Annotated in this window: 27 protein-coding genes, 1 other RNA gene and 2 pseudogenes; 16 read left to right on the top strand and 14 right to left on the bottom strand. The window is 53.4% G+C overall.

Annotated elements, in window-relative coordinates; genetic code table 11:
- Positions 1 to 5: 5 nt before the first annotated feature.
- From trmD to ffh, 4 genes are all read right to left on the bottom strand, one after another.
- Positions 6 to 773, bottom strand: coding sequence for a tRNA (guanosine(37)-N1)-methyltransferase TrmD (gene trmD / locus BH712_RS23245; RefSeq protein ID WP_003863138.1), 768 nt, complete (start codon positions 771 to 773; stop codon positions 6 to 8).
- A 30-nt stretch (positions 774 to 803) separates the two neighbouring features.
- Positions 804 to 1,343, bottom strand: a complete 540-nt coding sequence (gene rimM / locus BH712_RS23240; RefSeq protein ID WP_006811638.1) for a ribosome maturation factor RimM — start codon at positions 1,341 to 1,343, stop codon at positions 804 to 806.
- A gap of 15 nt (positions 1,344 to 1,358) precedes the next feature.
- Positions 1,359 to 1,607, bottom strand: a complete 249-nt coding sequence (rpsP, locus tag BH712_RS23235; RefSeq protein WP_003863133.1) for a 30S ribosomal protein S16 — start codon at positions 1,605 to 1,607, stop codon at positions 1,359 to 1,361.
- A gap of 136 nt (positions 1,608 to 1,743) precedes the next feature.
- A complete protein-coding gene (ffh, locus tag BH712_RS23230) occupies positions 1,744 to 3,105 on the bottom strand; it encodes a signal recognition particle protein (RefSeq protein WP_003863132.1) in 1,362 nt (453 codons plus the stop codon).
- A gap of 166 nt (positions 3,106 to 3,271) precedes the next feature.
- Between ffh and BH712_RS23225 the strand changes: the two genes are divergently transcribed.
- Positions 3,272 to 4,063, top strand: a complete 792-nt coding sequence (locus BH712_RS23225) for a cytochrome C assembly family protein (RefSeq protein ID WP_032674137.1) — start codon at positions 3,272 to 3,274, stop codon at positions 4,061 to 4,063.
- Positions 4,064 to 4,082: 19 nt separating this feature from the next.
- Positions 4,083 to 5,369 carry an HlyC/CorC family transporter gene (locus tag BH712_RS23220; RefSeq protein ID WP_032674011.1) on the top strand — a complete coding sequence of 429 codons (1,287 nt, stop codon included), beginning with the start codon at positions 4,083 to 4,085 and terminating at the stop codon, positions 5,367 to 5,369.
- A gap of 51 nt (positions 5,370 to 5,420) precedes the next feature.
- On the opposite strand, the gene grpE is transcribed toward BH712_RS23220, so the two are convergent.
- Positions 5,421 to 6,014, bottom strand: a complete 594-nt coding sequence (gene grpE / locus BH712_RS23215) for a nucleotide exchange factor GrpE (protein ID WP_032674013.1) — start codon at positions 6,012 to 6,014, stop codon at positions 5,421 to 5,423.
- 122 nt (positions 6,015 to 6,136) lie between these two features.
- On the opposite strand from grpE, the gene nadK reads away from it, so the two are divergent.
- From nadK to bamE, 3 genes are all read left to right on the top strand, one after another.
- Positions 6,137 to 7,015: an NAD(+) kinase gene (nadK, locus tag BH712_RS23205; protein ID WP_017383004.1), complete on the top strand. Its 879-nt coding sequence runs from the start codon at positions 6,137 to 6,139 to the stop codon at positions 7,013 to 7,015.
- Positions 7,016 to 7,100: 85 nt separating this feature from the next.
- Complete coding sequence (gene recN / locus BH712_RS23200; protein ID WP_006811643.1) at positions 7,101 to 8,762, top strand: DNA repair protein RecN; 1,662 nt, start codon at positions 7,101 to 7,103, stop codon at positions 8,760 to 8,762.
- Between the two features lie 138 nt (positions 8,763 to 8,900).
- Entirely contained in the window at positions 8,901 to 9,239 is a 339-nt protein-coding gene (bamE, locus tag BH712_RS23190; protein ID WP_003863121.1) for an outer membrane protein assembly factor BamE, read from the top strand.
- Between the two features lie 60 nt (positions 9,240 to 9,299).
- On the opposite strand, the gene BH712_RS23185 is transcribed toward bamE, so the two are convergent.
- A complete protein-coding gene (locus BH712_RS23185) occupies positions 9,300 to 9,587 on the bottom strand; it encodes an RnfH family protein (RefSeq protein ID WP_006811644.1) in 288 nt (95 codons plus the stop codon).
- Positions 9,577 to 10,014 (bottom strand): type II toxin-antitoxin system RatA family toxin, encoded by a 438-nt coding sequence (locus BH712_RS23180; RefSeq protein ID WP_003863117.1) that lies wholly within the window; start codon positions 10,012 to 10,014, stop codon positions 9,577 to 9,579. Before BH712_RS23180 ends, BH712_RS23185 begins: the two co-directional genes overlap by 11 nt.
- Positions 10,015 to 10,170: 156 nt before the next feature.
- On the opposite strand from BH712_RS23180, the gene smpB reads away from it, so the two are divergent.
- Entirely contained in the window at positions 10,171 to 10,653 is a 483-nt protein-coding gene (gene smpB, locus BH712_RS23175; protein ID WP_003863115.1) for an SsrA-binding protein SmpB, read from the top strand.
- Positions 10,654 to 10,742: 89 nt separating this feature from the next.
- Positions 10,743 to 11,106: a transfer-messenger RNA gene (gene ssrA / locus BH712_RS23170) on the top strand.
- A 397-nt stretch (positions 11,107 to 11,503) separates the two neighbouring features.
- Here ssrA and BH712_RS24800 read toward each other — a convergent pair.
- The 3 genes from BH712_RS24800 to hxlB all read right to left on the bottom strand — a co-directional run bounded on the left by BH712_RS24800 (position 11,504) and on the right by hxlB (position 13,012).
- Complete coding sequence (locus BH712_RS24800; protein WP_131631927.1) at positions 11,504 to 11,722, bottom strand: hypothetical protein; 219 nt, start codon at positions 11,720 to 11,722, stop codon at positions 11,504 to 11,506.
- A gap of 106 nt (positions 11,723 to 11,828) precedes the next feature.
- Positions 11,829 to 12,464: a 3-hexulose-6-phosphate synthase gene (gene hxlA, locus BH712_RS23165; protein ID WP_006811647.1), complete on the bottom strand. Its 636-nt coding sequence runs from the start codon at positions 12,462 to 12,464 to the stop codon at positions 11,829 to 11,831.
- Positions 12,465 to 12,487: 23 nt separating this feature from the next.
- Positions 12,488 to 13,012 (bottom strand): 6-phospho-3-hexuloisomerase, encoded by a 525-nt coding sequence (hxlB, locus tag BH712_RS23160; RefSeq protein ID WP_226865353.1) that lies wholly within the window; start codon positions 13,010 to 13,012, stop codon positions 12,488 to 12,490.
- On the opposite strand from hxlB, the pseudogene BH712_RS25400 reads away from it, so the two are divergent.
- Positions 12,988 to 13,080: pseudogene (locus tag BH712_RS25400) on the top strand (hypothetical protein); the annotation flags it as partial. The gene hxlB and the pseudogene BH712_RS25400 sit on opposite strands and share 25 nt — an antisense overlap.
- Here the strand turns inward: BH712_RS25400 and BH712_RS23155 are convergent.
- Positions 13,051 to 13,893 (bottom strand): glucose-6-phosphate isomerase family protein, encoded by an 843-nt coding sequence (locus BH712_RS23155; protein WP_006811649.1) that lies wholly within the window; start codon positions 13,891 to 13,893, stop codon positions 13,051 to 13,053. The pseudogene BH712_RS25400 and the gene BH712_RS23155 sit on opposite strands and share 30 nt — an antisense overlap.
- A complete protein-coding gene (gene ptsG / locus BH712_RS23150) occupies positions 13,890 to 15,416 on the bottom strand; it encodes a glucose-specific PTS transporter subunit IIBC (protein WP_006811650.1) in 1,527 nt (508 codons plus the stop codon). The genes BH712_RS23155 and ptsG overlap by 4 nt, the downstream gene beginning before the upstream one ends.
- A gap of 221 nt (positions 15,417 to 15,637) precedes the next feature.
- On the opposite strand from ptsG, the gene BH712_RS23145 reads away from it, so the two are divergent.
- Both BH712_RS23145 and BH712_RS23130 read left to right on the top strand, forming a co-directional pair.
- Positions 15,638 to 17,317, top strand: a complete 1,680-nt coding sequence (locus BH712_RS23145; protein WP_006811651.1) for an SgrR family transcriptional regulator — start codon at positions 15,638 to 15,640, stop codon at positions 17,315 to 17,317.
- A gap of 570 nt (positions 17,318 to 17,887) precedes the next feature.
- Positions 17,888 to 19,056, top strand: a protein-coding gene (locus BH712_RS23130; RefSeq protein ID WP_108454466.1) for an IS3-like element ISEc52 family transposase whose coding sequence is annotated in 2 segments (ribosomal slippage) — positions 17,888 to 18,137 and positions 18,137 to 19,056 — 1,170 coding nt in all. Because the reading frame shifts where the segments join, the coding sequence is not laid out codon by codon here.
- Between the two features lie 8 nt (positions 19,057 to 19,064).
- Here the strand turns inward: BH712_RS23130 and BH712_RS23125 are convergent.
- Together BH712_RS23125 and BH712_RS23120 are read right to left on the bottom strand one after the other, a co-directional pair.
- A pseudogene (locus BH712_RS23125) lies at positions 19,065 to 19,325 on the bottom strand (LEM-3-like GIY-YIG domain-containing protein); the annotation flags it as partial.
- A 211-nt stretch (positions 19,326 to 19,536) separates the two neighbouring features.
- Complete coding sequence (locus BH712_RS23120; RefSeq protein ID WP_006811652.1) at positions 19,537 to 19,764, bottom strand: DUF1272 domain-containing protein; 228 nt, start codon at positions 19,762 to 19,764, stop codon at positions 19,537 to 19,539.
- Positions 19,765 to 20,541: 777 nt separating this feature from the next.
- On the opposite strand from BH712_RS23120, the gene rbsK reads away from it, so the two are divergent.
- From rbsK to BH712_RS23095, 6 genes are all read left to right on the top strand, one after another.
- The gene (gene rbsK / locus BH712_RS23115; RefSeq protein WP_006811654.1) at positions 20,542 to 21,780 is read left to right on the top strand and encodes a ribokinase; all 1,239 of its coding nucleotides are present in this window, start codon (positions 20,542 to 20,544) and stop codon (positions 21,778 to 21,780) included.
- Between the two features lie 67 nt (positions 21,781 to 21,847).
- Positions 21,848 to 22,825: an ABC transporter permease gene (locus BH712_RS23110; protein ID WP_006811655.1), complete on the top strand. Its 978-nt coding sequence runs from the start codon at positions 21,848 to 21,850 to the stop codon at positions 22,823 to 22,825.
- Positions 22,825 to 23,724 carry a carbohydrate ABC transporter permease gene (locus BH712_RS23105; RefSeq protein WP_006811656.1) on the top strand — a complete coding sequence of 300 codons (900 nt, stop codon included), beginning with the start codon at positions 22,825 to 22,827 and terminating at the stop codon, positions 23,722 to 23,724. Before BH712_RS23110 ends, BH712_RS23105 begins: the two co-directional genes overlap by 1 nt.
- Positions 23,725 to 23,738: 14 nt before the next feature.
- Positions 23,739 to 24,092, top strand: a complete 354-nt coding sequence (locus BH712_RS25235) for a type 2 periplasmic-binding domain-containing protein (RefSeq protein WP_242431999.1) — start codon at positions 23,739 to 23,741, stop codon at positions 24,090 to 24,092.
- 72 nt (positions 24,093 to 24,164) lie between these two features.
- On the top strand, positions 24,165 to 25,139 hold the full coding sequence (locus BH712_RS23100) for an extracellular solute-binding protein (RefSeq protein ID WP_006811658.1): 975 nt from the start codon (positions 24,165 to 24,167) through the stop codon (positions 25,137 to 25,139).
- Positions 25,136 to 26,347, top strand: a complete 1,212-nt coding sequence (locus BH712_RS23095; protein ID WP_006811659.1) for an ADP-ribosylglycohydrolase family protein — start codon at positions 25,136 to 25,138, stop codon at positions 26,345 to 26,347. The genes BH712_RS23100 and BH712_RS23095 overlap by 4 nt, the downstream gene beginning before the upstream one ends.

The raw sequence follows: 26,347 nt of genomic DNA, 5'->3' as shown, positions 1-26,347 counted from the left end.
GCGTATTACGCTTTCCCATCATGTTCATGCTGCTGGTGCGCGTGTTCAGTTTTGAACTCGGCCAGCAACTTTGCTTGCTCTTCAGTCAGAGCCAGGTTTTCCAGAAGTTCAGGTCTTCTAAGCCAGGTTCGGCCCAGCGACTGCTTCAAACGCCAGCGACGTATCTCGGCATGGTTTCCAGACAGTAACACTGCCGGGACTTCCATCCCTTCTAACACTTCAGGACGAGTATAGTGTGGACAGTCCAGCAATCCATCAGCAAAGGAATCTTCCGTTGCCGAAGCTTCATGGCCCAGAACACCCGGAATGAACCGGGCAACGGAGTCAATCAGCGTCATTGCCGGTAACTCACCACCGCTGAGAACGTAATCGCCGATAGACCATTCTTCGTCAATCTCGGTTTGAATTACGCGCTCATCTATCCCTTCATAGCGACCACAGACCAGAATCAGCTTTTGATTCGTCGCCAGTTCGCTCACGCCCGCTTGATCAAGCTTGCGTCCCTGAGGTGACAGATAAATCACCTTCGCGCCTTCACCTGCCGCGGCTTTTGCTGTGTGAATGGCGTCCCGTAAGGGTTGCACCATCATTAGCATCCCCGGTCCGCCGCCGTAAGGACGATCGTCCACGGTACGGTGCCGGTCATGCGTGAAGTCACGAGGACTCCAGCTCTGGATGCTCAGCAGGCCATTCTTTACTGCCCGGCCAGTTACCCCGTAATCGGTAATCGCGCGGAACATTTCAGGAAACAGGCTAATTATGCCAATCCACATAGCGCCGTCTTTTACCGTTTATCCGGAGAATTAAAAACCAGGATCCCAATCTACTTCAATGGTTTGAGTAGCGAGATCGACTTTCTTGATAACCTGTCCATCGAGGAACGGAACCAACCGCTCCTTGATGCCAAATGCATCTTTCAGGTTTGCCTTAATGACGAGAACGTCATTTGACCCGGTTTCCATCATGTCGATGACTTTACCCAGGCTGTAGCCTTCAGTGGTCACTACCTGGCAACCCATAAGGTCTTTCCAGTAGTAGTCACCCTCTTCCAGCTGTGGCAACTGCGACGAATCCACGACAATTTCACAATTAGTCAGCGCATTCGCGGCATCACGATCGTCAATGCCTTTCAGCTTGATGATGATGTCCTGATTGTGGTGACGCCAGCTTTCCAGCTCGACCTCTTCCCACTTACCGGCTTTCTGGATAAACCAGGGCTGGTAATTAAAAATGCTATCAGCGTCTTCAGTGGAGGAAAACACTCTGAGCCAACCACGGATACCGTAGCAAGAACCCATTTTTCCCAATACGATCGGTTCAACAGGTGCTTTATTGCTCATCATGACCACCGTGACAGATTAAGCTGCTTTGTTTGCTGCTTTGATCAGCGTAGCAACGCGATCGGAAACAGTAGCGCCCTGGCCAACCCAGTGAGCGATACGATCCAGATCCAGACGGGTTTCTTCTTCTGCGCCAGCGGCCAGTGGGTTGAAGAAACCAACGCGCTCGATGAAGCGACCGTTGCGTGCATTACGGCTGTCAGTCACAACAACCTGGTAGAACGGACGCTTTTTAGCGCCGTGACGTGCTAAACGAATAGTTACCATAACATCCTCTTGTGTGAATAAAACAACCGGGCCCCATCGAGGAACGGAGCCCGGGTGTCATATTAAAAGCCCGAAAATTTTACTGATTTCTGGGGAAAATGCAATCAGCATCTTGATACTGAGCATTAAACACGATTTATCTGCCGGGGAATCCTGGCGGCATCATGCCTTTCATGCCGCGCATCATCTTCGCCATGCCGCCTTTCTTCATTTTCTTCATCATGCGCTGCATGTCGTCGAACTGTTTCAGAAGGCGGTTAACGTCCTGTACCTGCATGCCGCAACCGGCTGCGATACGGCGCTTGCGGGAACCTTTAATGATTTCTGGCTTCGCACGCTCTTTCAGCGTCATGGAGTTAATGATGGCCTCCATACGCACCAGCACTTTGTCATCCATCTGCGATTTGACGTTGTCAGGGATCTGCCCCATGCCCGGCAGCTTGCCCATCAGGCTTGCCATGCCGCCCATGTTTTTCATCTGACGCAGCTGTTCAAGGAAGTCGGTAAGATCGAAACCGTCGCCTTTTTTCAGCTTGCTGGCGAGTTTCTCTGCCTGCGCGCGGTCAACTTTGCTCTCGATATCTTCGATCAGCGACAGCACATCGCCCATGCCGAGGATACGGGAGGCAATACGATCCGGGTGGAATGGCTCCAGCGCTTCGGTTTTCTCGCCCACGCCGAGGAACTTAATTGGCTTGCCGGTGATATGACGAATAGACAGCGCCGCACCGCCGCGGGCGTCGCCGTCGACTTTGGTCAGCACCACGCCGGTTAACGGCAGGGCTTCGTTAAACGCTTTTGCGGTGTTCGCCGCATCCTGGCCAGTCATAGCGTCAACAACAAACAGGGTCTCTACCGGGTTGATAGAGGCGTGCACCTGCTTGATTTCGTCCATCATCGCTTCGTCAACGTGCAGACGACCGGCGGTATCCACCAGCAGCACGTCGTAGAATTTCAGCTTCGCCTCTTTCAGCGCCGCGTTAACGATGTCGACAGGCTTCTGCGCCACATCGGACGGGAAGAAGTCCACGCCAACCTGCTCGGCCAGCGTTTCCAGCTGTTTGATCGCCGCCGGGCGATACACGTCCGCCGACACCACCAGCACCTTTTTCTTGTGCTTTTCGCGCAGGAATTTCCCCAGCTTACCAACACTGGTGGTTTTACCCGCACCTTGCAGACCCGCCATCAGCACGACGGCCGGCGGCTGAGCCGCCAGGTTAAGCACCTGGTTCTCTTCGCCCATCGCCGAAACCAGCTCGTTACGGACGATTTTGACGAACTCCTGACCCGGAGTCAGGCTCTTGTTCACTTCATGGCCAACCGCTTTCTCTTTCACGCGGTTGATAAAATCACGCACGACCGGCAACGCGACGTCTGCTTCCAGCAGCGCCATGCGCACTTCGCGCAGCGTTTCCTTGATGTTCTCTTCGGTGAGGCGTCCACGGCCGCTGATGTTGCGCAGCGTGCGCGACAAACGATCGGTTAAATTATCAAACATTGTCTCTCGCCTGGGGTAGAAACGTTAGGTCGCCTGAGCGACACATACACAGAATTTTGCCGGAGTATAACATGAAGGCGCCTTTGTTGTTATGCAACGGTTGGAGCAGGCGTCACGTAACGTTATACTGCTTCTCTTTCTTATTAAGACAACTGTCGACGCCTATATGCCTGTTTTCGCACTGATCGCCCTTGTTGCCTACTCTGTCAGCCTCGCGCTGATCATTCCCGGACTGCTGCAAAAAAACAGCGGCTGGCGGCGCATGGCTATTCTTTCGGCAGTGATCGCACTGGTTAGCCACGCGTTTGCGCTGGAATCACGCATCATTCCCGGCGACGGCAGCGTGCAAAATCTGAGCGTGCTGAACGTCGGCTCGCTGGTCAGCCTGATGATCTGTACGGTCATGACGATTGTCGCGTCTAAAAACCGTGGCTGGCTGCTGCTGCCGATAGTTTACGCCTTTGCGCTGATCAACCTGGCGTTAGCCACGTTCATGCCCAATGAGTTTATTACCCATCTGGAAGCGACGCCGGGGATGCTGGTGCATATAGGCCTGTCGCTGTTCTCTTACGCGACGCTGATCATCGCCGCCCTTTACGCCATGCAGCTCGCCTGGATTGACTACCAGCTGAAAAATAAAAAGCTGGCGTTTAACCACGAAATGCCGCCGCTGATGGTGATTGAGCGTAAGATGTTCCACATCACCCAGGTCGGTGTGGTTCTGCTGACGCTGACGCTGTGCACGGGTTTGTTTTATATGAAGAACCTGTTCAGCGTGGAGAATATCGATAAAGCTGTCCTCTCCATCATCGCGTGGTTTGTCTATATTGTCCTGTTATGGGGCCATTATCATGAAGGCTGGCGCGGTCGTCGCGTGGTCTGGTTCAACGTTGCGGGTGCGGGCATTCTCACGCTTGCCTATTTTGGTAGCCGCTTCATACAGCAATTTGCTGGCTAAGTAACAAAAGGAGTTCCCCCTGGAACACATCTCTACCACTACGCTGATCGTCATTCTGGTCATCATGGTGGTCATCTCCGCATATTTCTCTGGCTCTGAAACCGGCATGATGACCCTGAACCGCTACCGGTTACGTCATCGTGCCAAGCAGGGTAACCGTGCCGCGCGTCGTGTCGAAAAGCTGCTGCGTAAGCCGGACCGCCTGATTAGTCTGGTGCTTATCGGTAACAACCTGGTCAATATTCTCGCTTCTGCGTTGGGCACCATCGTCGGGATGCGTCTTTACGGTAACGCAGGCGTGGCGATTGCCACCGGGGTGCTCACGTTTGTGGTGCTGGTGTTTGCGGAAGTGCTGCCCAAAACCATCGCGGCGCTTTACCCGGAAAAAGTGGCCTACCCAAGCAGTTTCCTGTTAGCACCGCTGCTTATTCTGATGATGCCGCTGGTCTGGCTGCTGAATATGGTGACACGGGTGCTGATGCGCATGGTCGGTATAAAGGCAGACGTCACCATCAGTAGCGCGCTCAGCAAAGACGAACTGCGTACCATCGTGAACGAATCCCGCTCGCAGATTTCCCGCCGCAATCAGGACATGCTTTTGTCGGTTCTGGATCTGGAAAAGGTCAGCGTCGACGACATCATGGTGCCGCGCAATGAAATCGTCGGGATTGATATCAACGACGACTGGAAGGCCATCGTCCGCCAGCTGACGCACTCCCCACACGGGCGCATCGTGCTTTATCGCGATTCCCTCGACGATGCCATCAGCATGCTGCGCGTGCGCGAGGCCTATCGCCTGATGACCGAGAAAAACGAGTTCACCAAAGAGGTGATGCTGCGCGCCGCCGACGAAATTTACTACGTGCCGGAAGGCACCCCGCTCAGCACACAGCTGGTCAAGTTCCAGCGAAACAAGAAGAAAGTCGGCCTGGTGGTGGATGAATACGGCGACATTCAGGGGCTGGTGACGGTCGAAGATATTCTGGAAGAGATTGTCGGGGACTTTACCACGTCGATGTCACCTTCCCTTGCGGAAGAAGTCACCCCGCAGAACGACGGGTCAGTGCTTATCGACGGCAGCGCCAACATTCGTGAAATCAACAAAGCGTTTAACTGGCATTTGCCGGAAGACGAAGCGCGGACGATGAACGGTATGATTCTGGAGGCGCTGGAAGAGATCCCGGCGGCTGGTACGCGCGTGCGTATTGAGCAGTATGATATTGATATTCTGGACGTTCAGGACAACATGATTAAGCAGGTAAAAGTCCTGCCCATTAAACCTTTACGCGAAAGTATCGCCGAGTAATGTGTAGGCCGGGTAAGGCGAAGCCGCCACCCGGCACTACGGGTCGGCAAATTACGCTTTCGCTTTCGCCACGGTCACCATCGCAGCGCGAATAGTACGACCGTTCAGGGTATAGCCTTTCTGCATCACACCCAGTACGTTACCCGCGGTAACGTCTTCGGATTCCACCATCGCAATAGCCTGGTGAACGTTTGGATCCAGCGGGACATCCGTATCGGCAATCACTTCAACACCGAACTTACGCACCACATCCAGCATGGATTTCAGCGTCAGCTCAATGCCTTCAATCATCGCCGCGTTATCCGGGTTAGCTTTATCCGCCACTTCCAGCGCACGATCCAGGCTGTCGATCACCGGCAGCAGTTCGTTGACGAATTTCTCCAGCGCAAATTTGTGCGCCTTTTCAACGTCCAGCTCGGTACGACGGCGCAGGTTTTCCATTTCCGCTTTGATACGCAGAACGCCATCGCGTTCGCGATTCTGCGCTTCTACCAACTGAGCTTCCAGGTTGGCAATTTTTTCATCGCGCGGGTCCACCTGCTCAGCAGACGTGTCTGGCTCTACTGCCTCAACTTCATCGTGCTGTTCCGTGATAATTTCTTCAGGGGCTTGCCCCTCAGGCGTTTTCTGTTCTTTACTACTCATGAATTTCTCCGCGTTTTTCTGCATTCATCTCGCTAACTTCGCTTATTATGGGGATCAGTTTCCTGGATTCAAGGGAACAAGGCAGATTGTCATCATTCATCAGGCACAAGGACCTCCAGAAAATGAATAATCATTTCAGGTGTATTGGGATCGTCGGCCATCCGCGTCACCCTACCGCATTGACGACACATGAAATGTTGTATCGCTGGCTGTGTGGTAAAGGCTATGAAGTGATGGTCGAGCAGCAGATCGCCCAGGAGTTGCAGCTTAAAAGCGTCAGAACCGGCACGCTGGCGGAAATTGGCCAGCAGGCGGATCTCGCCGTGGTGGTCGGCGGCGATGGCAATATGCTGGGCGCGGCGCGAACGCTGGCTCGCTATGACATTAAGGTTATTGGTATTAACCGTGGCAATCTCGGTTTCCTGACCGACCTCGACCCGGACAATGCGCAGCAGCAACTGGCGGACGTGCTGGAAGGTCACTATATCAGTGAAAAACGGTTTTTACTGGAAGCGCAGGTGTGTCAGCAGGACTGCCAGAAGCGCATCAGCACCGCCATTAACGAGGTGGTTCTCCACCCCGGTAAAGTGGCGCACATGATCGAGTTCGAAGTCTATATCGACGAAATCTTCGCGTTCTCTCAGCGTTCTGACGGGCTGATTATTTCAACCCCGACGGGATCAACTGCCTACTCGCTTTCAGCCGGAGGCCCCATACTGACGCCATCTCTGGATGCGATAACCCTGGTGCCGATGTTCCCCCATACGCTCTCGGCGCGTCCGCTGGTGATCAACGGCGACAGCACCATCCGTCTGCGTTTTTCCCATCGCCGTAACGACCTGGAGATCAGCTGCGACAGTCAGATTGCGCTTCCCATTCAGGAAGGAGAAGATGTCCTCATTCGCCGCTGCGATTACCATCTGAACCTGATTCACCCGAAAGATTACAGCTATTTCAATACATTAAGCTCCAAACTCGGCTGGTCAAAAAAATTGTTCTGATTTTGCATCCAGCACTTTACTGTATATAAAACCAGTTTATACTGTATACAAACACAGTCATGGTTTTTCATACAGGAAAACAATTATGCTGGCACAACTGACCATCAGCAACTTTGCCATTGTTCGTGAGCTTGAGATTGACTTCCATAGCGGAATGACGGCGATTACCGGTGAAACCGGTGCAGGTAAATCCATTGCCATTGATGCCCTCGGCTTGTGCCTCGGCGGTCGTGCAGAGGGTGATATGGTGCGCACAGGCGCAGCCCGTGCCGATCTCTGCGCCCGCTTCTCGTTAAAAGACACGCCTGCCGCCCTGCGCTGGCTGGAAGCGAACCAGCTTGAAGACGGACGTGAGTGTTTACTTCGCCGCGTCATCAGCAGCGATGGCCGCTCCCGCGGGTTTATCAACGGTACAGCAGTTCCCCTTTCCCAGCTTCGCGAGCTGGGCCAGTTGCTCATCCAGATCCACGGTCAGCATGCGCACCAGCAGTTAATCAAACCCGAACAACAGAAAGCCCTGCTTGATGGCTATGCAGGTGAGTACGCGCTTACTCAACTCATGGCGGAGCACTATCGTCAGTGGCATCAAAGCTGCCGCGAACTGGCGCAGCATCAGCAGCAAAGCCAGGAGCGTACCGCGCGCGCCGAGCTGCTGGAATATCAGCTGAAAGAGTTGAACGAATTTAACCCGCAGGCAGGTGAATTTGAGCAAATCGATGAGGAGTACAAGCGTCTGGCCAACAGCGGTCAACTGCTTTCCACCAGCCAGAATGCCCTGAACATGCTGGCGGATGGCGAAGACGTAAACTTGCAGAGCCAGCTGTACAACGTGCGTCAGCTTGTTACCGAACTGACCGGCATGGACAATAAGCTTTCTGGCGTGCTGGAGATGCTGGAAGAGGCCGCGATTCAGATTTCAGAGGCCGGGGATGAACTGCGCCACTATTGTGAACGTCTGGACCTCGACCCGAACCGTCTGTTTGAGCTTGAACAACGCATCTCCCGTCAGATTTCACTGGCGCGTAAGCATCACGTCACCCCGGAAGAGCTGCCGAATTACTATCAGTCTCTGCTGGAGGAACAGCAACAGCTGGACGATCAGGCCGATTCCCTCGAAACCTTGTCTCTGGCGGTCAATCTGCATCATCAGCAGGCGCTGGAAACGGCGAAACGGCTGCACGACGTGCGACAGCACTATGCGCAGGAGCTTAGCCAGCACATTACCGACAGCATGCATACGCTGGCGATGCCGCATGGAGTGTTTACCATTGATGTTCGCTTTGAAGAACATCATCTGACGGCGGAAGGCGCAGATCGCGTAGAATTCCGCGTCACCACCAACCCGGGCCAGCCTTTGCAGGCCATTTCGAAAGTGGCTTCCGGCGGTGAACTGTCGCGTATCGCTCTGGCCATTCAGGTGATTACCGCCCGTAAAATGGAAACCCCGGCGTTGATTTTCGATGAAGTGGATGTGGGTATCAGCGGCCCGACCGCGGCCGTTGTCGGCAAACTGCTGCGTCAGTTGGGTGAATCGACGCAGGTCATGTGTGTGACTCACCTGCCGCAGGTAGCCGGTTGTGGTCATCACCACTTTATCGTCAGCAAGGAAACCGATGGCGAAATGACGGAAACGCACATGAAGCCGCTGGATAAACGCTCACGCTTGCAGGAGCTGGCACGCCTGCTCGGTGGCAGCGAAGTCACCCGCAATACCCTCGCGAATGCGAAAGAACTACTGGCGGCATAAACTTTTTCGGGATCTCAGGGTCATACAGAACAACAAAAACGCCGCCAGACCGGTTTCAAAGTGGGGCAAGGTCTATTATCATCGGCATATTACATATGAGCCGCGTACTGCTCGGGCCCGAAAAGGAATCAAATCACTATGCGCTGTAAAACGCTGACCGCTGCCGCAGCGGTTCTTCTGATGTTGACCGCAGGCTGTTCCACTCTGGAGAAAGTGGTTTACCGTCCTGACATCAACCAGGGGAACTACCTTACCCCTAACGATGTGTCCAAAATCCGCGTGGGTATGACACAACAGCAGGTCGCTTATGCCCTGGGAACCCCGATGATGTCCGATCCGTTCGGCACAAACACCTGGTTCTATGTATTCCGCCAGCAGCCTGGTCATGAAGATGTGACCCAGCAAACCCTGACGCTGACCTTCAGCAGTGCCGGTGTGCTGACCAATATCGACAACAAGCCTGCCCTGACCAAATAATCAGGCGTCAGCAACGCAAAAAGGTGCTCAATGAGCACCTTTTTTGTGAATATTTTTTGGCTACTTACCGGATTTCTCTGCTCGCTGACGGCGCAACTCTTTCGGGTCGGCAATCAGCGGGCGATAGATCTCAACCCTGTCGCCCTCTTTCAGTACATCCCCAAGCTTAACCGGACGGCTATAAATGCCAACTTTATTCTTCGCCAGATCAATGTCGCTGCGAAGCTCAAGAATGCCGGAAGCCAGGATAGCCGCCTCAACGGTGGCACCCTCTTCAAGCATCACGCGCTGCAAATACTGCTTCTCCGGCAGCGCATACACCACCTCAACAGCAATCTTATGCGACACTGTAAACCTCTTTGGCGCGCGTGGTGAACGCCTGAACCATATTCGAGGCTAGCTCTTTAAAGATACGGCCAAACGCCAGTTCGATCAGCTTATTGGTAAATTCAAAATCCAGATGAAACTCAATACGGCAGGCGTCAGCACTCAGTGGCGTAAACTTCCACCCTCCCATCAGTTTTTTAAACGGACCATCCACCAGATGCATCAAAATACTCTGATTGCTAGTCAGGGTATTGCGCGTGGTGAACGTTTTGCTGATCCCCGCTTTGGAGACATCCACGGCCGCAGTCATCTGCGTCGGGCCGGATTCCAGCACCCGGCTACCGGTGCATCCCGGAATAAATTCCGGATAGGACTGAACGTCGTTCACTAACTGATACATTTGTTCCGCGCTGTAGGGAACAAGCGCAGTACGGCTAATCTGAGGCATAGCATTTTCCATGGTCACACAACAGACAAATAATAACATTTATCACCTGTTAAAAAAACGCTAAGCCTTATCTCGTGCTAAGATAGCGCGTTAGACCTCACAGGACGCAATGAGGTGACTTTTTAAAATCAGATTACCGACGGCTTTACGACACTTATGACGAAGAAAAAAGCACATAAACCTGGTTCGGCGACCATTGCGCTCAACAAGCGTGCTCGCCACGAGTATTTCATCGAAGAAGAATTCGAGGCTGGCCTTGCGTTGCAGGGCTGGGAAGTAAAATCGCTGCGTGCCGGGAAAGCCAACATTGGCGACAGCTACGTGATCCTGAAAGACGGTGAGGCCTTCCTGTTCGGCGCGAACTTTACGCCGCTGACCGTCGCCTCTTCACATTACGTCTGCGATCCTACCCGCACACGTAAGCTGCTGCTGAACAAGCGCGAACTGGAATCCCTCTACGGACGCATCAACCGGGAAGGCTTCACCGTAGTTGCGCTCTCTTTATACTGGAAAAACGCCTGGTGCAAAGTGAAAATCGGCGTGGCGAAAGGTAAGAAACAGCACGACAAGCGCACAGACCTGAAAGCACGCGAGTGGCAGCTCGACAAAGCACGTATCATGAAAAACGCAGGACGTTGATTCTGCGCACTTATTGTACTATTCAATAAGTTAGCGTTTCGGGCTGGTATCGAAGAAGTGAAATCTGGTATACTGTGTTCAACACTATTGGGGCTGATTCTGGATTCGACGGGATTTGCGAAACCCAAGGTGCATGCCGAGGGGCGGTTTGCCTCGTTAAAAGCCGCAAAAAAATAGTCGCAAACGACGAAAACTACGCTTTAGCAGCTTAATAACCTGCTAAGAGCCCTCTCTCCCTAGCTTCCGCTCTTAAGACGGGGATCAAAGAGAGGTCAAACCCAAAAGAGATCGCGTGGAAGCCCTGCCTGGGGTTGAAGCGTTAAAACTAATCAGGCTAGTTCGTTAGTGGCGTGTTTGTCCGCAGCTGACGTGCGAATGTAAAGACAAACTAAGCATGTAGTACCGAGGATGTAGAAATTTCGGACGCGGGTTCAACTCCCGCCAGCTCCACCACTTTTAACAGGATTGCAACAGGGCAGTGGCAAGAAATAGAGCCACTTACCGACACTGACCAGACAGTGAGCAGACCAAGCTGAGACAAAATATTCACGTAAAATGCACGTGCGCTTCTAAAAACTCCAGCTTTCCCAGGCTGGAGTTTTTCTATTAGTCAAAAAGAGTCGCAAGCGCTCTGAGTGCCTTCAAGCCGCTGTTATTGTGATTCTGTATTTTTTATCCCCAACAAGAAAGTAAAGAGCGCTTTCGCTTCAATGTAATATATGGTCAGAGCTTCTGGTGACGAATCAACCTGCAAAGCGGTTGGTGGAAACCCTTCATTTTAGACTGAACGCTCAACCCCGCCGGAACCTTAAAATTTTGATCCCTGTCTACCAGTATTATAAAAATCAATTCATTCTTTCCCCGTTAACTTTTTCTGTATTGAGTGCGTTTTTTTATCGTCGTGTTGGGAAAATTGCATCAATATCCTTAATTCCATCGACAGCAATATAAAATCAAACACCACCATGACTCCTGTCTTTAGTGGTGTGCCCCTGAAATTATCGCCGCCGAAAGTTGTTATGGTTGCGTCCGAACAGGCATCCTGATAGGCCCAACGAAAAGCTGCCATTTTCGCTGGACCGTAACGCATGGAGACAGGTCAGGAAAACCAGGCCATCAACCGATACGAAAATCAAAACCGCTAAACATGAAGATGTCGTCCTTTTCGTCTAATCTCAGTGATGCTGCAACAACACCTGCGAAATCTTCCTCGCTTCATCCGCCGGATCCGCCGAATGAGTGATCGCTGATCCCACAATCACCACATCCGGGCCTAACAGCGTATAGTCCTTCACCGTCTGGCTGCTGATGCCGCCTGCCACGGCAATCCGGGCTTTCCGGCGCGCCTTCAGCATCGTTATCAAATCATCAATCGGCTTGCGCCCCGCCGCCTGCTGGTCGGTGCCGGTGTGAACCGCCAGCATATCCGCCCCCGCCTCTTCCAGCAGGCGAACCCGTGCGGGCAGATCGTCGACGCAGATCATATCCACCACCACCTGCTTTCCGGCCTCTTTCGCCGCGCGGATGCACGACTGGATCGTCAGCACATCGGTCACGCCTAATACCGTGACATAGTCTGCCCCAGCGTCGAAAAGCATCTGCGACTCAAAATGGCCGCCATCCATAATTTTCGCATCCGCCAGCACTTCCTTATGCGGATATTTTTCTTTAATGGCTTTAATAGCCTTCACGCCTTCCCGAATAAGAAAAGGCGTGCCCACTTCAATAATATCAACGTCGTCAACCACCTTATCAATAAATGCCAGCGCTTCAGGCAGGGTTAACTCGTCCAGGGCAAGCTGTAATTTCATGTTGGTTTCCTTGTGTCGAATGACTATTCGAGGTTGGCGTGTAGCGCAAAACCTTTGGTTATGTGATATCCCGTCGACTGCGCCAGATTCACTATCATGGCATCCCCCAGCACCATGACGGCCTCTTCAAACAGGCTGCCGCCGGGCAGAATGCCTTTCACATTCTCGGGTCCATCCGGCAGTTTGTCGGTATAGGCCGGGATCCTGACCACCACCTCCGCCAGTTTCCCCAACGTGGACTCGGGGAAAATGGTCAGCAGAGCCGCAGTACCGCCCAGCTGCTTCGCTTTTATAGACACATTCACCAGCGAAGCCGTTTCGCCCGATGCGCTGGCCAGTAACAGCAGGTCGCCTTTTTGCAGCGCAGGCGTGACCACATCACCAACAACATACACCTTCAGGCCGATATGCATCAGGCGCATCGCAAAAGCTTTCAGCATCAACAGCGAACGCCCTGCGCCAAACACAAATACCGCGTTCGCGTCAGCGATGGCCTGCTCCAGACGCGCCAGCGCAGCACCATCAATCCGCGCCATTGCCTGATGCAGGTCGCTACAGGCAACGCCTGCTACAGATTGCGTTTCCATCATGCGTCCTCCTGGCAGAGCGGGAATAAATCATCCTGATACTCGAGCATCCCCATGATTTCCCGGACATAGTTATCGACATGTCCCAGAAAGTGGAAACGTTCCGGCGCGGCGCGATAACGCTGGTAAAGCGGCGTATCGAAGGTGATGCCAAGATGCGGGTTCTCTTTGACGGTGGCGAATTTGATGCGCGGAATATGTGAGTAGTAGCGATTCTTGCGCACGCAGAGCTGCCCGTTCTCTTCAACGATGTAGCAAGCCATACCGTGGTAAAACTGCACCGTGTCGTAGTGAACCGCGCAGGGTTTATACGCCAGGTTGCTGAACACCAGCGGCCCGTCGCCGATATTGATGGAGCAGTGGCCATAATTCGGCGGCACGATAATGCTCTGCCCCTCCTTCACCACCGCCACGATAAGATCGTCCACCAGCAGATCTTTTGGCGGGGCGGCAAAATCCGGCGACTTTTGCAGGATATACGCCGCCGTACCCTTAATCACTTCGTACACTTCCGGATGGGTGTTGCGCCGCGTGTCGTTATAGCCGTGATAGTGACCGCTGGTTTTCTTGCGCTCCCTGCCAATCGTCCCCGGCATGATGATGGTGATGTCGTACTGATACTGGTCGGCAGAAAGCCGTTCCTGATCCTCCGCAAAGCTTAGCCCGCGATAGACATCATAAGCCGGTTCATCACGCTGCGCTTCGGTGAACTCCGGTAAGACCACCGCCATCTGCCCGGCGTTTTTGCGACCAAAGCCGAGATAGTTCAGCGGGGGTTTCAGCGCCATCACGCCGTCGTCATCGAGATACAGCGGCAGGCCGCTGTGGTGTAGCTGTTTCATTTTGCCTCCTGTGTATACGCGTTAGCTGCGCGGATAGCCTCTTTCAGCCGATCGGATTTCATGCCAAAGACGCTCTGAATGTTATTCCCGACCTCGACGACGCCCGCCGCGCCAAGCTGTTTCCGCAGCGCTTTGTCCACCAGCGTCTTATCCGTCACGTCTATGCGCAGACGTGACATGCAGGCTTCGATGCTGGTCATATTCCCCAGCCCGCCATAGGCCAGAATAATGCCGCTCACCAGGTCGTTCTGTTCGTTTTCCTGCGTCACAGTCCTTTCTTCGACTTCACGGCCCGGCGTCAGCAAATTCCAGCGGCGGATGGCAAAGGTAAACAGGATGTAGTACACCACGCCCATCACCAGCCCGACCGGGAACACCATGTACCAGTGAGGCGCGCGCGGCAGGACGCCAAAGAACAGATAGTCGATAAGCCCGCCGGAGAAAGAGAGCCCGATGTGCACGCTGAACCACTCCATCAGGAGGAACACCAGCCCCGCCAGGACGGCGTGAATGCCATACAGCACGGGGGCAACAAACAGGAAGGAGAACTCGATCGGCTCGGTGATGCCGCAGACGATGGAAGTGATCGCGCCAGAGAGCATAATCCCCTTCACCCGCGCTCTGTTTTCCGGGCTGGCGCAGCGGTAGATCGCCAGCGCAATCGCCGGAATGCAGAACATCTTGATGGGCGTCAGCCCGGCCATAAAGGTTCCGGCGGTAATTGGCACCTGGTCTTTCAGCTGGGCAAAGAAGATAAGCTGGTCGCCATGCACCACTTGCCCGGCCTTGTTTACGTACTCGCCAAACTGGAGCCAGAACGTCGGCCACCAGACATGGTTAAGACCAAACGGGATCAGCAGTCGCTCGACAAAACCGAACAGGAAGGCGGACACGCCCGGCCCCTGCACCGTCATGGTATTCGACAGGCCATTAATCAGATGCTGAACCGGCGGCCAGACCACCGCCATCACCAGCCCGACAAACAGCGCGGCGAAGGAGGTCACTATTGGCACGAAGCGCTTGCCAGAGAAGAACTCCAGCCAGGACGGAAGCTGGATACGGTAATAGCGTTTATACAGCCAGGCGGCAATAATCCCGATAATGATGCCGCCAAACACGCCGGTCTGGAGCGAAGGGATGCCCAGCACCATCGTATAGTCACGCACCTGCGCCACCGACTCGGGCGTGATCCCCAGAAACTGGCCGATGGTGACGTTCATAATCAGAAACCCGGCGATCGCCGACAGTCCGGCAATGCCCTGATCGTCACTAAGCCCCACCGCCACGCCGACCGCAAACAGCAGCGGCAGGTTAGCGAAAATCGCGCTGCCCGCTTCCGCCATCAGCTTCAGAACGTGAACCAGCCAGTCCGCGCCGAGAAACGGCAGGCTGGCGACAATATTGGGATCCTGAAAGCTGACGCCGAAGGCCAGCAAAATACCGGCGGCAGGCAGCATGGCAATGGGGATCATGAGCGATCGCCCGATGCTTTGTAACATTTGCAGAAGGTTGAATCTTTTCATCTCGATCTCCTGAGCGCGTCTTTATGACAGGGATTCGCACAACAGCATGTTCTGCTCCGAACACCTTCAGTATCCGAACCCGGGATGCTTAAAAAACAGCAACCAAAGACGAAAGTTATTTCCGGTTTTCGCTTAAAACCGGAAAATTTATGAGGGCAATCACGCCGGAAACCGTCAGAAAGGGATAAAAGAGGAAATCGCGTTCGGCGGGAGGCCATCACATGAGTATCTTCGAGGCGCATTTTCGCAGGCTGCACGCCCGCTACGGCGTAGATCAGACGCACGAATTACAGATGCAGGAGATCGCCGCCATCTTCGGATGTTCGGTACGTAACTGCCGGATTGCGCTGAAAAAGATGCACCAGGAAAAATGGCTCGACTGGCAGCCCCAGCGCGGACGCGGCAAGCGCTCACGGCTCCACCTGTTAACCTCGCCGGAAAAGCTGTTCAGCCAGAACGTCAATAAGCTGCTGGAGAAGCAGGATTACGGCAACGTGCTGCGGTTTATCGGCAACGACAAGTATCTGCTGGATCGCCTGAGCCTGTGGCGCTTTGGTGTGCAGGATAAAAGCAGCGAAACGCGGGTACGCATCCCCTACTATCGCAATCTGGATCCGCTTAACCCGCTCGTCCCCCTGCGGCGGACCGAACGCCACCTCCTGCGCCAGTGCCTGAGCGGGCTGACGCGCTATGACGCCGTTCAGGGCAGGATCGTCCCTGATATTGCCCACTACTGGACCCACAACGACGACTTTACCCGCTGGGAGTTCTGGCTGAAATCCACCGCCCGCTTTGCCGATGGCAGCGAACTGGATGCCAGTGCCGTTCAGCGCTGCCTGCTCGCCGCCAGCCATAGCCCGCAGTTCGCGCCGCTTTTCAGCCCAATCAAAACCATCACCGCTGACGCCCCCTGGCATCTGGTGATTGAAACGCACCATCCTGTCAGGCGTCTCGACTGCCTGCTCGCCACCCAGCCGACGATGCTGTTTGATTATCATCATGGACGCATCCGCTGTACCGGCGCTTTCTACCTGCATCAGCACAGCGACAACTTTATGGTTTTGCGGCGCAATCAGCACTGGCACCAGGCACGACCCGGACTGGATGAGATCACCATTTTTACCTGGGCGCCGGAACATATCAGCATGAGCTTTATTCCCCTGCTGCGGGGCGAGGAGGCGCAGGATGACCGACCGCTCAGCGAGCGCAGTCTGGAGCAGGGGTGCTGCTTTGTGCTGCCCGACAGTGACGGGGTCTTTGCAGATGAGACCGGAAGGCGGTTTATCAATTACCTGCTGCAACCTGTCGAACTCCTCAGCCAGACGCAGCTTCCCGATGAATACGCACGCATCCTCTCCGTGGCTCAGGGCATGCTGCCGCAGTGGAATCACCGCCCGGTGGATTTTGGCGGGGTCACCGCGCCGTTTAACCTGCGTCAGCCGGTTATCATCAGCACCTTTCAGCAACCGGAACTGGTGGAGCTTGCTGGAGCGATTCGCCGCCTGCTTGAGCGCTGGCATATTCGCGCCGAAATACGGATCGACGCATTTGACCACTTTAACAGCCAGCCGTGCCCCCCTGCGGACATCTGGCTCAGCAACTTTATGCTCGATACCCTTTCGGTTCCGGCGTTTCTGGAATGGCTGGCTTCCACCGCGCTGTTTACGCGCTTGCCTGAAGCCCAGCGACGAAACCTGAACGCCCTGCTGCCGACCATTCTGAACAGCGACGATGAACAGGCATTCGCCAGCATTGCCGACTTTTTCCATGAGATTACCCACCAGCGATATGTCATTCCTTTGCTGCATCACTGGATGGAATTTGCGACCGAGAAGTCATTTACCTGGCGGGATTTAAATACGCTGGGATGGCCGGATTTTAGCCAACTTTGGCTCGAATAATGCTACGCCCGCAAAAGCTCGCTAAAGGGCCTTTAAAGGCCTTTAAGGGTAAGGGAGAGAATTGTGAGATTTGGGGTGGAGGAACATTTGGTCATCTGTATGGGCAATTCCATCAAATCCATCAGCAGCACCCTTTACGGTCTACCGATACCTACATTCAGAACGTCCGGTAGACGAAGCTAAAATGCCCATGCTCAATGCCTGTACCTTCAGCAGCTACATAGCTTTGGACATGGCGATTTATTAAAAGGCTCATAAAGGTTCAACTCATTACATAATAACTATTATTGTTTCTTATCAATAAATTATGGAAAAACATACCTTGACCGAGGCATCCATAGTGCTATGTTTACGGTAAGCGACACAGCGCTTGGGCTGCACTCCTGATGGACCATGACATTCCAGGATGATGCCTGTCTGCTATGTCAGGTTGGTCAAACTCTTCGCCCCGCAAGCGAGACAATCAGCACGGAAGATTAATAGTATTGGCAATCTGTATGAAGTGGTTTACTGAATTTGGCCACCTGAACAGAGGTGATATGCTCACCTCAGAACAACACAGGTGTCATAATGAAAAAAAGAAATTTCAGCGCAGAGTTTAAACGCGAATCCGCTCAACTGGTCGTTGACCAGAACTACACCGTGGCAGATGCAGCCAGCGCTATGGATGTCGGCCTTTCCACAATGACGCGATGGGTGAAACAATTACGTGATGAACGGCAGGGCAAAACACCAAAAGCCTCCCCCATTACCCCGGAACAAATTGAAATCCGTGAGCTCAGGAAAAAGCTACAACGTATTGAAATGGAAAATGAAATATTAAAAAAGGCTACCGCGCTCTTGATGTCAGACTCCCTGAACAGTTCTCGATAATCGGGAAACTCAGGGCGCGTTATCCTGTGGCCACTCTCTGCCATGTGTTCGGGGTTCATCGCAGCAGCTACAAATACTGGAAAAACCGTCCTGAAAAGCCAGACGGCAGACGGGCTGTATTACGCAGTCAGGTACTTGAACTGCATGGCATCAGCCACGGCTCTGCCGGAGCAAGAAGCATCGCCACAATGGCAACCCAGAGAGGTTACCAAATGGGGCGCTGGCTTGCTGGCAGACTCATGAAAGAGCTGGGGCTGGTCAGTTGCCAGCAGCCGACTCACCGGTATAAGCGTGGCGGTCATGAGCACGTTGCTATCCCGAATCATCTTGAGCGACAGTTCGCCGTAACGGAACCAAATCAGGTGTGGTGCGGTGATGTGACCTATATCTGGACGGGTAAGCGCTGGGCGTACCTCGCCGTTGTTCTCGACCTGTTCGCAAGAAAGCCAGTGGGCTGGGCCATGTCGTTCTCGCCGGACAGCAGGCTCACCATGAAAGCACTGGAAATGGCATGGGAAACCCGTGGTAAGCCCGTCGGGGTGATGTTCCACAGCGATCAAGGCAGCCATTATACGAGCAGGCAGTTCCGGCAGTTACTGTGGCGATACCGGATCAGGCAGAGTATGAGTCGGCGTGGAAACTGCTGGGATAACAGCCCAATGGAGCGCTTCTTCAGGAGTCTGAAGAACGAATGGGTGCCGGCGACGGGCTATGTAAGCTTCAGCGATGCAGCTCACGCAATAACGGACTATATCGTTGGATATTACAGCGCACTAAGACCGCACGAATATAATGGTGGGTTAACGCCAAACGAATCAGAAAACCGATACTGGAAAAACTCTAACGCGGTGGCCAGTTTTTGTTGACCACTTCATGTTGCTTCAACAAGCTTCGCGGTTGCCTCATCCATGCCATGGCGTAGTATGTCGATTCCCAGATTTCCTGTTTTTAACAGATGATTAATTCGTTCTGATTTCGGAGAGCCATCATTACACTTTATATGATCAAGACAGCGTTCTGACTTGCCTTTGCCTATATAAAACGGTTTTTTTGATACATCTTCAGTGTCATAAAATGCATAAACATAGAACTTAGCCATCCCTAACGCTTTCGAGTATTTTGAAAAATCTTTCACAACCTTGCTTCCTTAGGACAAAAGTACTTAATTTCCCTATCGGCACTATAGTTCAGAACTTAAGAGCAAAACAAATAGCATATAGATTGACTGATCTGCCCCCATTGATAAATAAGGGCCAAAGTTAGCAACGTTCGCGTGTGGCATTCAGCGGACGGTTAGCAAGATCATGAAGAGCGTTATAAGCAAGAAGCGAAAATAGTTTTCATCTCTACTGTTTATAGTGACGCTGACTGGATGCAGGGTGTCGCAGGAGGGATGCTTCTAGGCGTATTGGACGTCGCACCAGCTCCCCTCCGCAGTTCGGACACCGGCCATTGAGTCGTTGAGTCACGCAATCGACGCAGAATGTGCATTCAAATGAACAGATGAATGCCTCTTTTGATTCAGGTGGCAGATCTTTATCACAGCATTCGCAGTTAGGACGGAGTTCAAGCATGGTGCTCTCTTACTGTTAGAGGGACATCATTGGATATACCAAAGGCCAACTACCTGTATCGCCTTCGGTTGTTAGGGTGTATTAGATGAGCATGGTCTACAGTCTGGAAAATTCAAGAGAGTGAATTATCCGACAGAAACGCTCACTTCCGGAAACGAACGACAAGCCTATAGCGTCCGCCAGAGCTTAAACCAGTACGGAAAATCCCGCTCCCAACAATCAACTTAAAAATCAAACTGATAAAAAAATCTCTTGCATATCAACTTCATCGCCACTCTTTTTGCGCCTTCCCTTCCCCGTAAAAAACCAAAATTTCCAACAAACTCAACCGCTTCCCCACAAATTACAAGGACGCCAGCAAAATTCTCCATCGGTGATTACCAGAGTCATCCGATGAAGTCCTGAAAGCCTGCACGGTACAAGCCCTGCGGGATTTTTTGTGTCTGTCGTTGTCCGAGAAATCCAGCGATTATCGCTATACGTTCAGGTATTCCAGTTCATGCCGGATCAGCCACAGCCCCCAGACCAACACCAACGTTCTGCGTGCTAAAGCGCCCGAGAAAGATCTAACGTTGCGTAATGACCCCTGCCATCGTTGAATTCCCTAAACTGCAAATCAAAGCCCAAACCCCCTTCCCTTCAAACAACATAACCAACTGATATCAAACAACTATCACCTCAACTATTTCCGTTTCCTTTTGTTTTATCGAACGATCTGTGAACGACACCAAAACATTAACAATAAGGAAACAATAATATAACTATAGAGGTGACCATATGCTCAATAAAGAACGGCATTATGCAATTTTGACCTGGCTTAACAGGTACGAACGGGCGACGGTGAATCAGCTTGCGAAAGTATTTAACGTCACCAGGGAAACGATTCGCAGTGACCTGAACTTATTAGCGCAGGAAGGCGGCATTGAGCGATGCCACGGTGGAGCAATCATCAAACGCCGTATTTTTCATACCCAATCCGTCAATAATTTAGATAGCAATATCATTCATTTTTTTGACTCGGCGCAGTCAAAAAAAACAATCAAATCCCGACATAAAGGGCGAAAGATGAAAGGTAAAGTCTGTATTCTGGGTTCATTCAACGTTGATATTATTGCTAATGTCGATCGCTTCCCACAAAGCGGAGAATCTATTTTCTCTGAAAATACAATTATTGGCCCCGGCGGCAAAGGCGCAAATCAGGCGCTGGCCGTCAGCAAATGCAATGTTAAAACCCATTTTGTTGGTAAGGTGGGTAACGATCAGTTTAGTCAGATGGCGTTTGAACATCTTTCATCTTCGGCTATCGACAGCTTCACGCTTTATCAGGATAAAGATCAGAAAACCGGTACCGCGCTTATTTATGTCTGTCAAAGTGATGGTGAAAATATGATTGCCATCAGCCCTGGGGCTAATCGGTCCATTACTGCCGATGAGGTGGAAGCCATTACCCCGGAAGTGAAAAACTCGGATATTTTTTTAACCCAGCTGGAAAATAATCTACCCGCAACCTTTCGGGCCATTGAAATTGCCCGCCGTAACGGGATCAAGGTGGTGTTAAACCCGGCCCCCTGGTCTTCTGATGTGGTTAGCTGCCTGAAAAACGTGGACTTTCTGACCCCAAACGAGACTGAGGCCTCACTGCTTTCTGGCATTCATATCATGGACCTTGCCAGCGCAAAGGACGCTGCCAGAGCCATCAAAGCGATGGGAGTAGGCCACGTCATCATCACCATGGGAGCGAAAGGCGCGCTTATTTATGACGGTGAGCAATTCATTCATATCCCGGCGCTGAAAGCCGTATGTGTGGATACCACCGGTGCTGGCGATGCCTTCAACGGCGCATTCGCTGCCGCAATGGCGAAAGGGGAATCTATTATTCAGGCAGCAAAATTCGCCTGTGCTTTCGCCTCTCTGGCCGTAGAAAAAGAGGGTGCATCAAATATGCCCGAATATAAAGATGTTCTGACCCGTCTCGCGCAATATAACGATAAAAATATTCTGACCGAGAAACTTTAACGCACACATATCTCTGCAAACACAGATTATATTCACGACAACCATTTCAGTAATGGGAGTATGTCCGATGAAAGCCCTTACAGAGTCAAAACCCGGCGGCGTGATACCGCAGGCAAATAACCTGCCTCACCCGCAGACACTATCCCGCATGGCGCGCTGCCGCCAAAAGTTACGCCGGTGGTGGCCGTTCTATATGATGGCCCTGCCTGGGGTTATCTATTTTTTTATCTGGCACTATTTACCGATTTGGGAAACCAAAATTGCGTTTGAGCAGTACCGTATTATCCCGCCCAATATCTGGGTCGGAATGCAGTATTTTGCCACGCTGATGTCGTCCCCCGTTTTCTGGCAGGTGATACAAAACACCGTCATTATCGGCGCAATGAAACTGATTTTTATTTTCCCGGTCCCCATTATCGTGGCGCTCTTGCTTAATGAAGTGCGCTCATCCGGCTACCGTAAATTTGTCCAGTCGGTGATTTACCTGCCGCACTATCTCTCCTGGGTGGTGATCGCCAGCATCGCGATCGCCACGCTCTCCCCGGTTGATGGCGCGGTTAACGACATCATTAAATCGATGGGCTACGATCCCATCCCCTTTATGACCGACAGCGGCTCTATCCGCTGGGTGCTGGTGTTCACTGAAATGTGGCGCAGCGCGGGCTGGGATTCATTACTTTATATCGCGGCGATCCTCGCTATCGACCCACAGCTGTATGAAGCGGCAGAAATGGACGGTGCCGGGCGCTGGCGCAAAATCTGGCACATCACCCTGCCCGCTATTACCCCCACCATCGCCACGCTGTTCATCCTCAACGTCGGGCTGTTCCTGAGCCAGGGCTTTGATCAGGTCTTCAACATGACCAACGACGTGGTGAACGGTCAGATAGACATCATCGACACCTACGTCTACCGCATGGGCCTGCGCACCGGGGAGTTCTCGCTGGCGACCGCCGCTGGGTTATTCAAAGGCGTGATCGGCATGATCCTTATTGTGCTGGCACATAACGTTTCAAAACGCCTGACGGGTAAAGGAGTCTGGTAATGCGCATCTCATCACGAAGCACCCCTTTTGAGCGCATCGAATACGTGCTCATTCTCTCGGTCCTGATGCTGCTGGTTGTTGTGACGCTACAACCGATCCTCAACCTGGTGGCGATATCTTTCTCCAGCCCGGCAAACGTGCCCGACATGAGCGGCCTGGACATTATTCCACAGGGCTTTTCGCTGGACGTCTGGAAGCTGCTGCTGACCAACGAAGCGGTGCTGCGCGGGTTTGGCAATGCGATGCTGATTACCGTGGTGGGCACCGTCATCAACGTGGTTTTCACCGTGCTGCTGGCCTGGGCGCTGGCGCAAAAACGCCTGCCGGGACGCCGCTGGCTGTTTATGTTTGTCCTGTTCACCATCGTCTTTGAGCCAGGCATCATCCCCGATTTTCTGGTGATGAAAAAGCTGGGGCTGCTGAACAGCTACTGGTCCGTCATCCTGTATCGCGCCGTTTTCGCCTGGTACCTGATTATTCTGGTTCGCCTGTTCGAAGAGATCCCGGAGGAGCTGCTGGAAGCCGCCGAACTCGATGGCGCAAACCCGTTCCAGACGCTGTGGTACGTCATTATGCCGGTCGCCAAATCGTCCATTGCCATGATTACCCTGTTTTACATGGTGCTGCACTGGAACGAGTTTTTCCGCGCCATGGTGTACCTGAACGACCCGGACAAATGGCCGTTGCAGGTGGTGCTGCGTCAGTTTGTCGTCGAGGGCGATAAGCTGGCGATGGTCGGCGTCGAAAGCATGTCGAACTACACCGATGCCAGCCAGATCAGCATCAAGGCGCTGAAAGCCGGGATGATTACCTTAACCATCGCCCCGCTGATTGCCATCTACCCGATTATTTTGCGCTTCTTCACCAAAGGGACCATGTCCGGCGCGGTGAAGGGCTAACAGGAGCGATGACGATGAAATTATTCACAGCAATCGCCTGCGGCCTGCTGTTATGTCAGACCGCGCTGGCCGAGCCGGTCACTATCCGCATTGTGGAAAAAGATCTGCTGACCACCAACCGCGAAGATGTCGCGCATATCCGGCGGATAGAACAGGCGCTGGCGCGTCAGGGGCACGATATCCACATTGAGATCGTCAACCTGTCGTCTTCCGGCTACTCCGACGTGCTGAACGTGATGCTGCTCTCCGGCACCATCCCTGACCTGATCTACTTCAACGGCAGCGACCAGAAGATGGTTGAACAGGGCATTCTTGAAGACTGGCGTCCGTGGATTGCGCAAACCCGCTATCTGAAAGAGGCGCTGTAGCCGCACAACCGGCTTCGCCTGCAAAACCATCCGACCCTGCTGTATGTCTTTCCCCTGCGCGCGCGCCAGCCGGTGATCCGCGAGGACTGGTTACAGAAGAGCGGATTCAGCGCATCTCCCAAAACGCTGGCGGAGTACGTTACGCTGTTCAATGCGATCCACGCCGGTGACTACAACGGCGACGGTAAAACGGATAGCTGGGGGATCACCTCCGAGAAAGACCTGCGCGATCTCGACGGTTTTATGAACCCGGCGTTTGGCATTCACGCCACCTGGCTCAAGGATGACCAGGGCAAGCTGATCAACGCCCAGATAAGCCCCCAGGAGCGGAGCAAGCTGGAGTTCTACCATTCGCTGTATCAGAAAGGCTTGCTCTCCTCCCAGTACATCACCACCAACTGGGAGCTAAAAGAGGACGAGTTTTATACCGGCAAGGTTGGCGTGGTCTCCGTCTCTTCCCCGGGCAACGTCGGCGTGTATCAGGAAAAGATGCGCCAGATCCATCCTGACGCCACCCTCACCCTGCTCGACCCACCCGAAGGTCCGGCAGGTAAAGGGCTGGCGGCGACAGATGTTTCCATGGAAACCCGCGGCTTTGCGATGTCCTCACTCTCGAAACATAAAAAAGAGGTGATGATCCTGCTCGACTTTCTGGCAAGCCCGGAAGGGCAAATGATGGAGCAGATGGGCTTCGAAAACACGCACTACGTTCGTCAAGGCGACACGATAAGCGTGACGCCGAAAATTAACGCCTGGTATCCCCGGTTTATCCAGGCCGCCAACTGGAAGCCGCCGGTGGAGTGGCGTACGCCCGCGATGCTGCGCTATATCGACAATTCACAACGTTATTTTAGGGCGGATAACGCCTTTATCTTCCCGGCGTCGTTTGCCGCCGCCATCGACTCAACCAGCAGTATTTACAATCAGTGGGCGTACCAGTTTGTCTCTGGCAAAGCGTCATTTGACAAGTGGGATCAGTACGTCAGCGCCTGGAAAGCCGCAGGTGGAAACGCCATGACCGAATATGCAGAGGAAAAACTAAAATGACCGTAACTCAAACCGCTGATTTATCGTTCACGTCCCGCATTCTGGGCATGCTGTATGGCGTGGCGTTCGGCGATGCCCTGGGCGGACCGGTTGAGAAACTCTCCGCCCGGCAAATCGCCGAGAAATATGGCCGCGTTACCTCCATCCACCAGCGCTGGCACCGGATGGACGAACCGTCCGCACGGCGCAATAACCGCGTGCGCGGCAACGGTATCATCACCGACGATACGCTGATGACGCTCTGCCTGATGGAGGTTTACAGCGAGCTGGGCCGCCACGTCGATGCGTGGGATATGGGGGAGTCTTTTGTACGGAAGATTGCCTGGGAGCCGCGCTGGGTGCCGGAACTGGACCGGGAAGCGCTGGTTATTGAGCGCCTGTTTTATCCGGAAAAATGGATCTTCCATCGTCTGCAACTGGCCGCCTGCGATCCGCGCCAGGGCGGCGTGGGCAATATGGTGAACTGCGGCGCAGCCATGTATGCCGCCCCCATCGGCGCCATCAATGCCTGCAATCCTGAAGCGGCTTACCAGGAAGCCATCAACTTCACCCAGGGGCATCAGCAGAGTTATGGCCTGGAGGCCGCGGGGGTCTTCGCCGCCTGCGTTGCGGCGGCATTTATTCCGGGCATCACCGTTGAGACTATCACCGACATCGCGTTGAAACTGGCGAAAGACGGCACCCGCCAGGCCATCGCCGCAACGCTTGACGTCGCGCGTCGCTATCGTGGAGCCGCATGGGATTATCAACAGGTCGTTGACGCCCTGCATGAAGCGCTTTTGCCCTTCTCACCGATGGGTGATGACCTGATGCACGGCCCGGAAAAAGCGGGCGTCCCGACCATGGCCTACCAGCCCTCGCGCCTGATGTCGATTGAGGAGCTGCCGATGGCGCTGGCCTTCTGCCTGCTGCGCGAAGGGGAGTTTCGCGGCGCGGTGGAAGATTCTATCAACTCTGGCCGTGATACCGATTCTATCGGGGTGATGAGCGGGGCGATTTTAGGCGCGCTGCACGGGGAAGCCATTATCGAACCTGAGGTGCTGGCGGGCATTGATAGCGCCAACCGCCTGGATCTGCGCACGGCCGCGCTGCGCTTCAGCGAATCAGCACACCGCATTATCCAGACGGATCTTGCTGCGGCGGCGCTTTACCGCCAGCACGTCATGCCATTATTGCAGCCAGGCCACACCGCCGGGCGAGGAGAGTAA

Origin of the sequence: Enterobacter hormaechei ATCC 49162, assembly GCF_001875655.1 — a bacterium.
Lineage (GTDB): Bacteria > Pseudomonadota > Gammaproteobacteria > Enterobacterales > Enterobacteriaceae > Enterobacter > Enterobacter hormaechei.
Note: the sequence above shows the minus strand (reverse complement) of the source record. Positions and strands in the feature narration are given on the sequence as shown.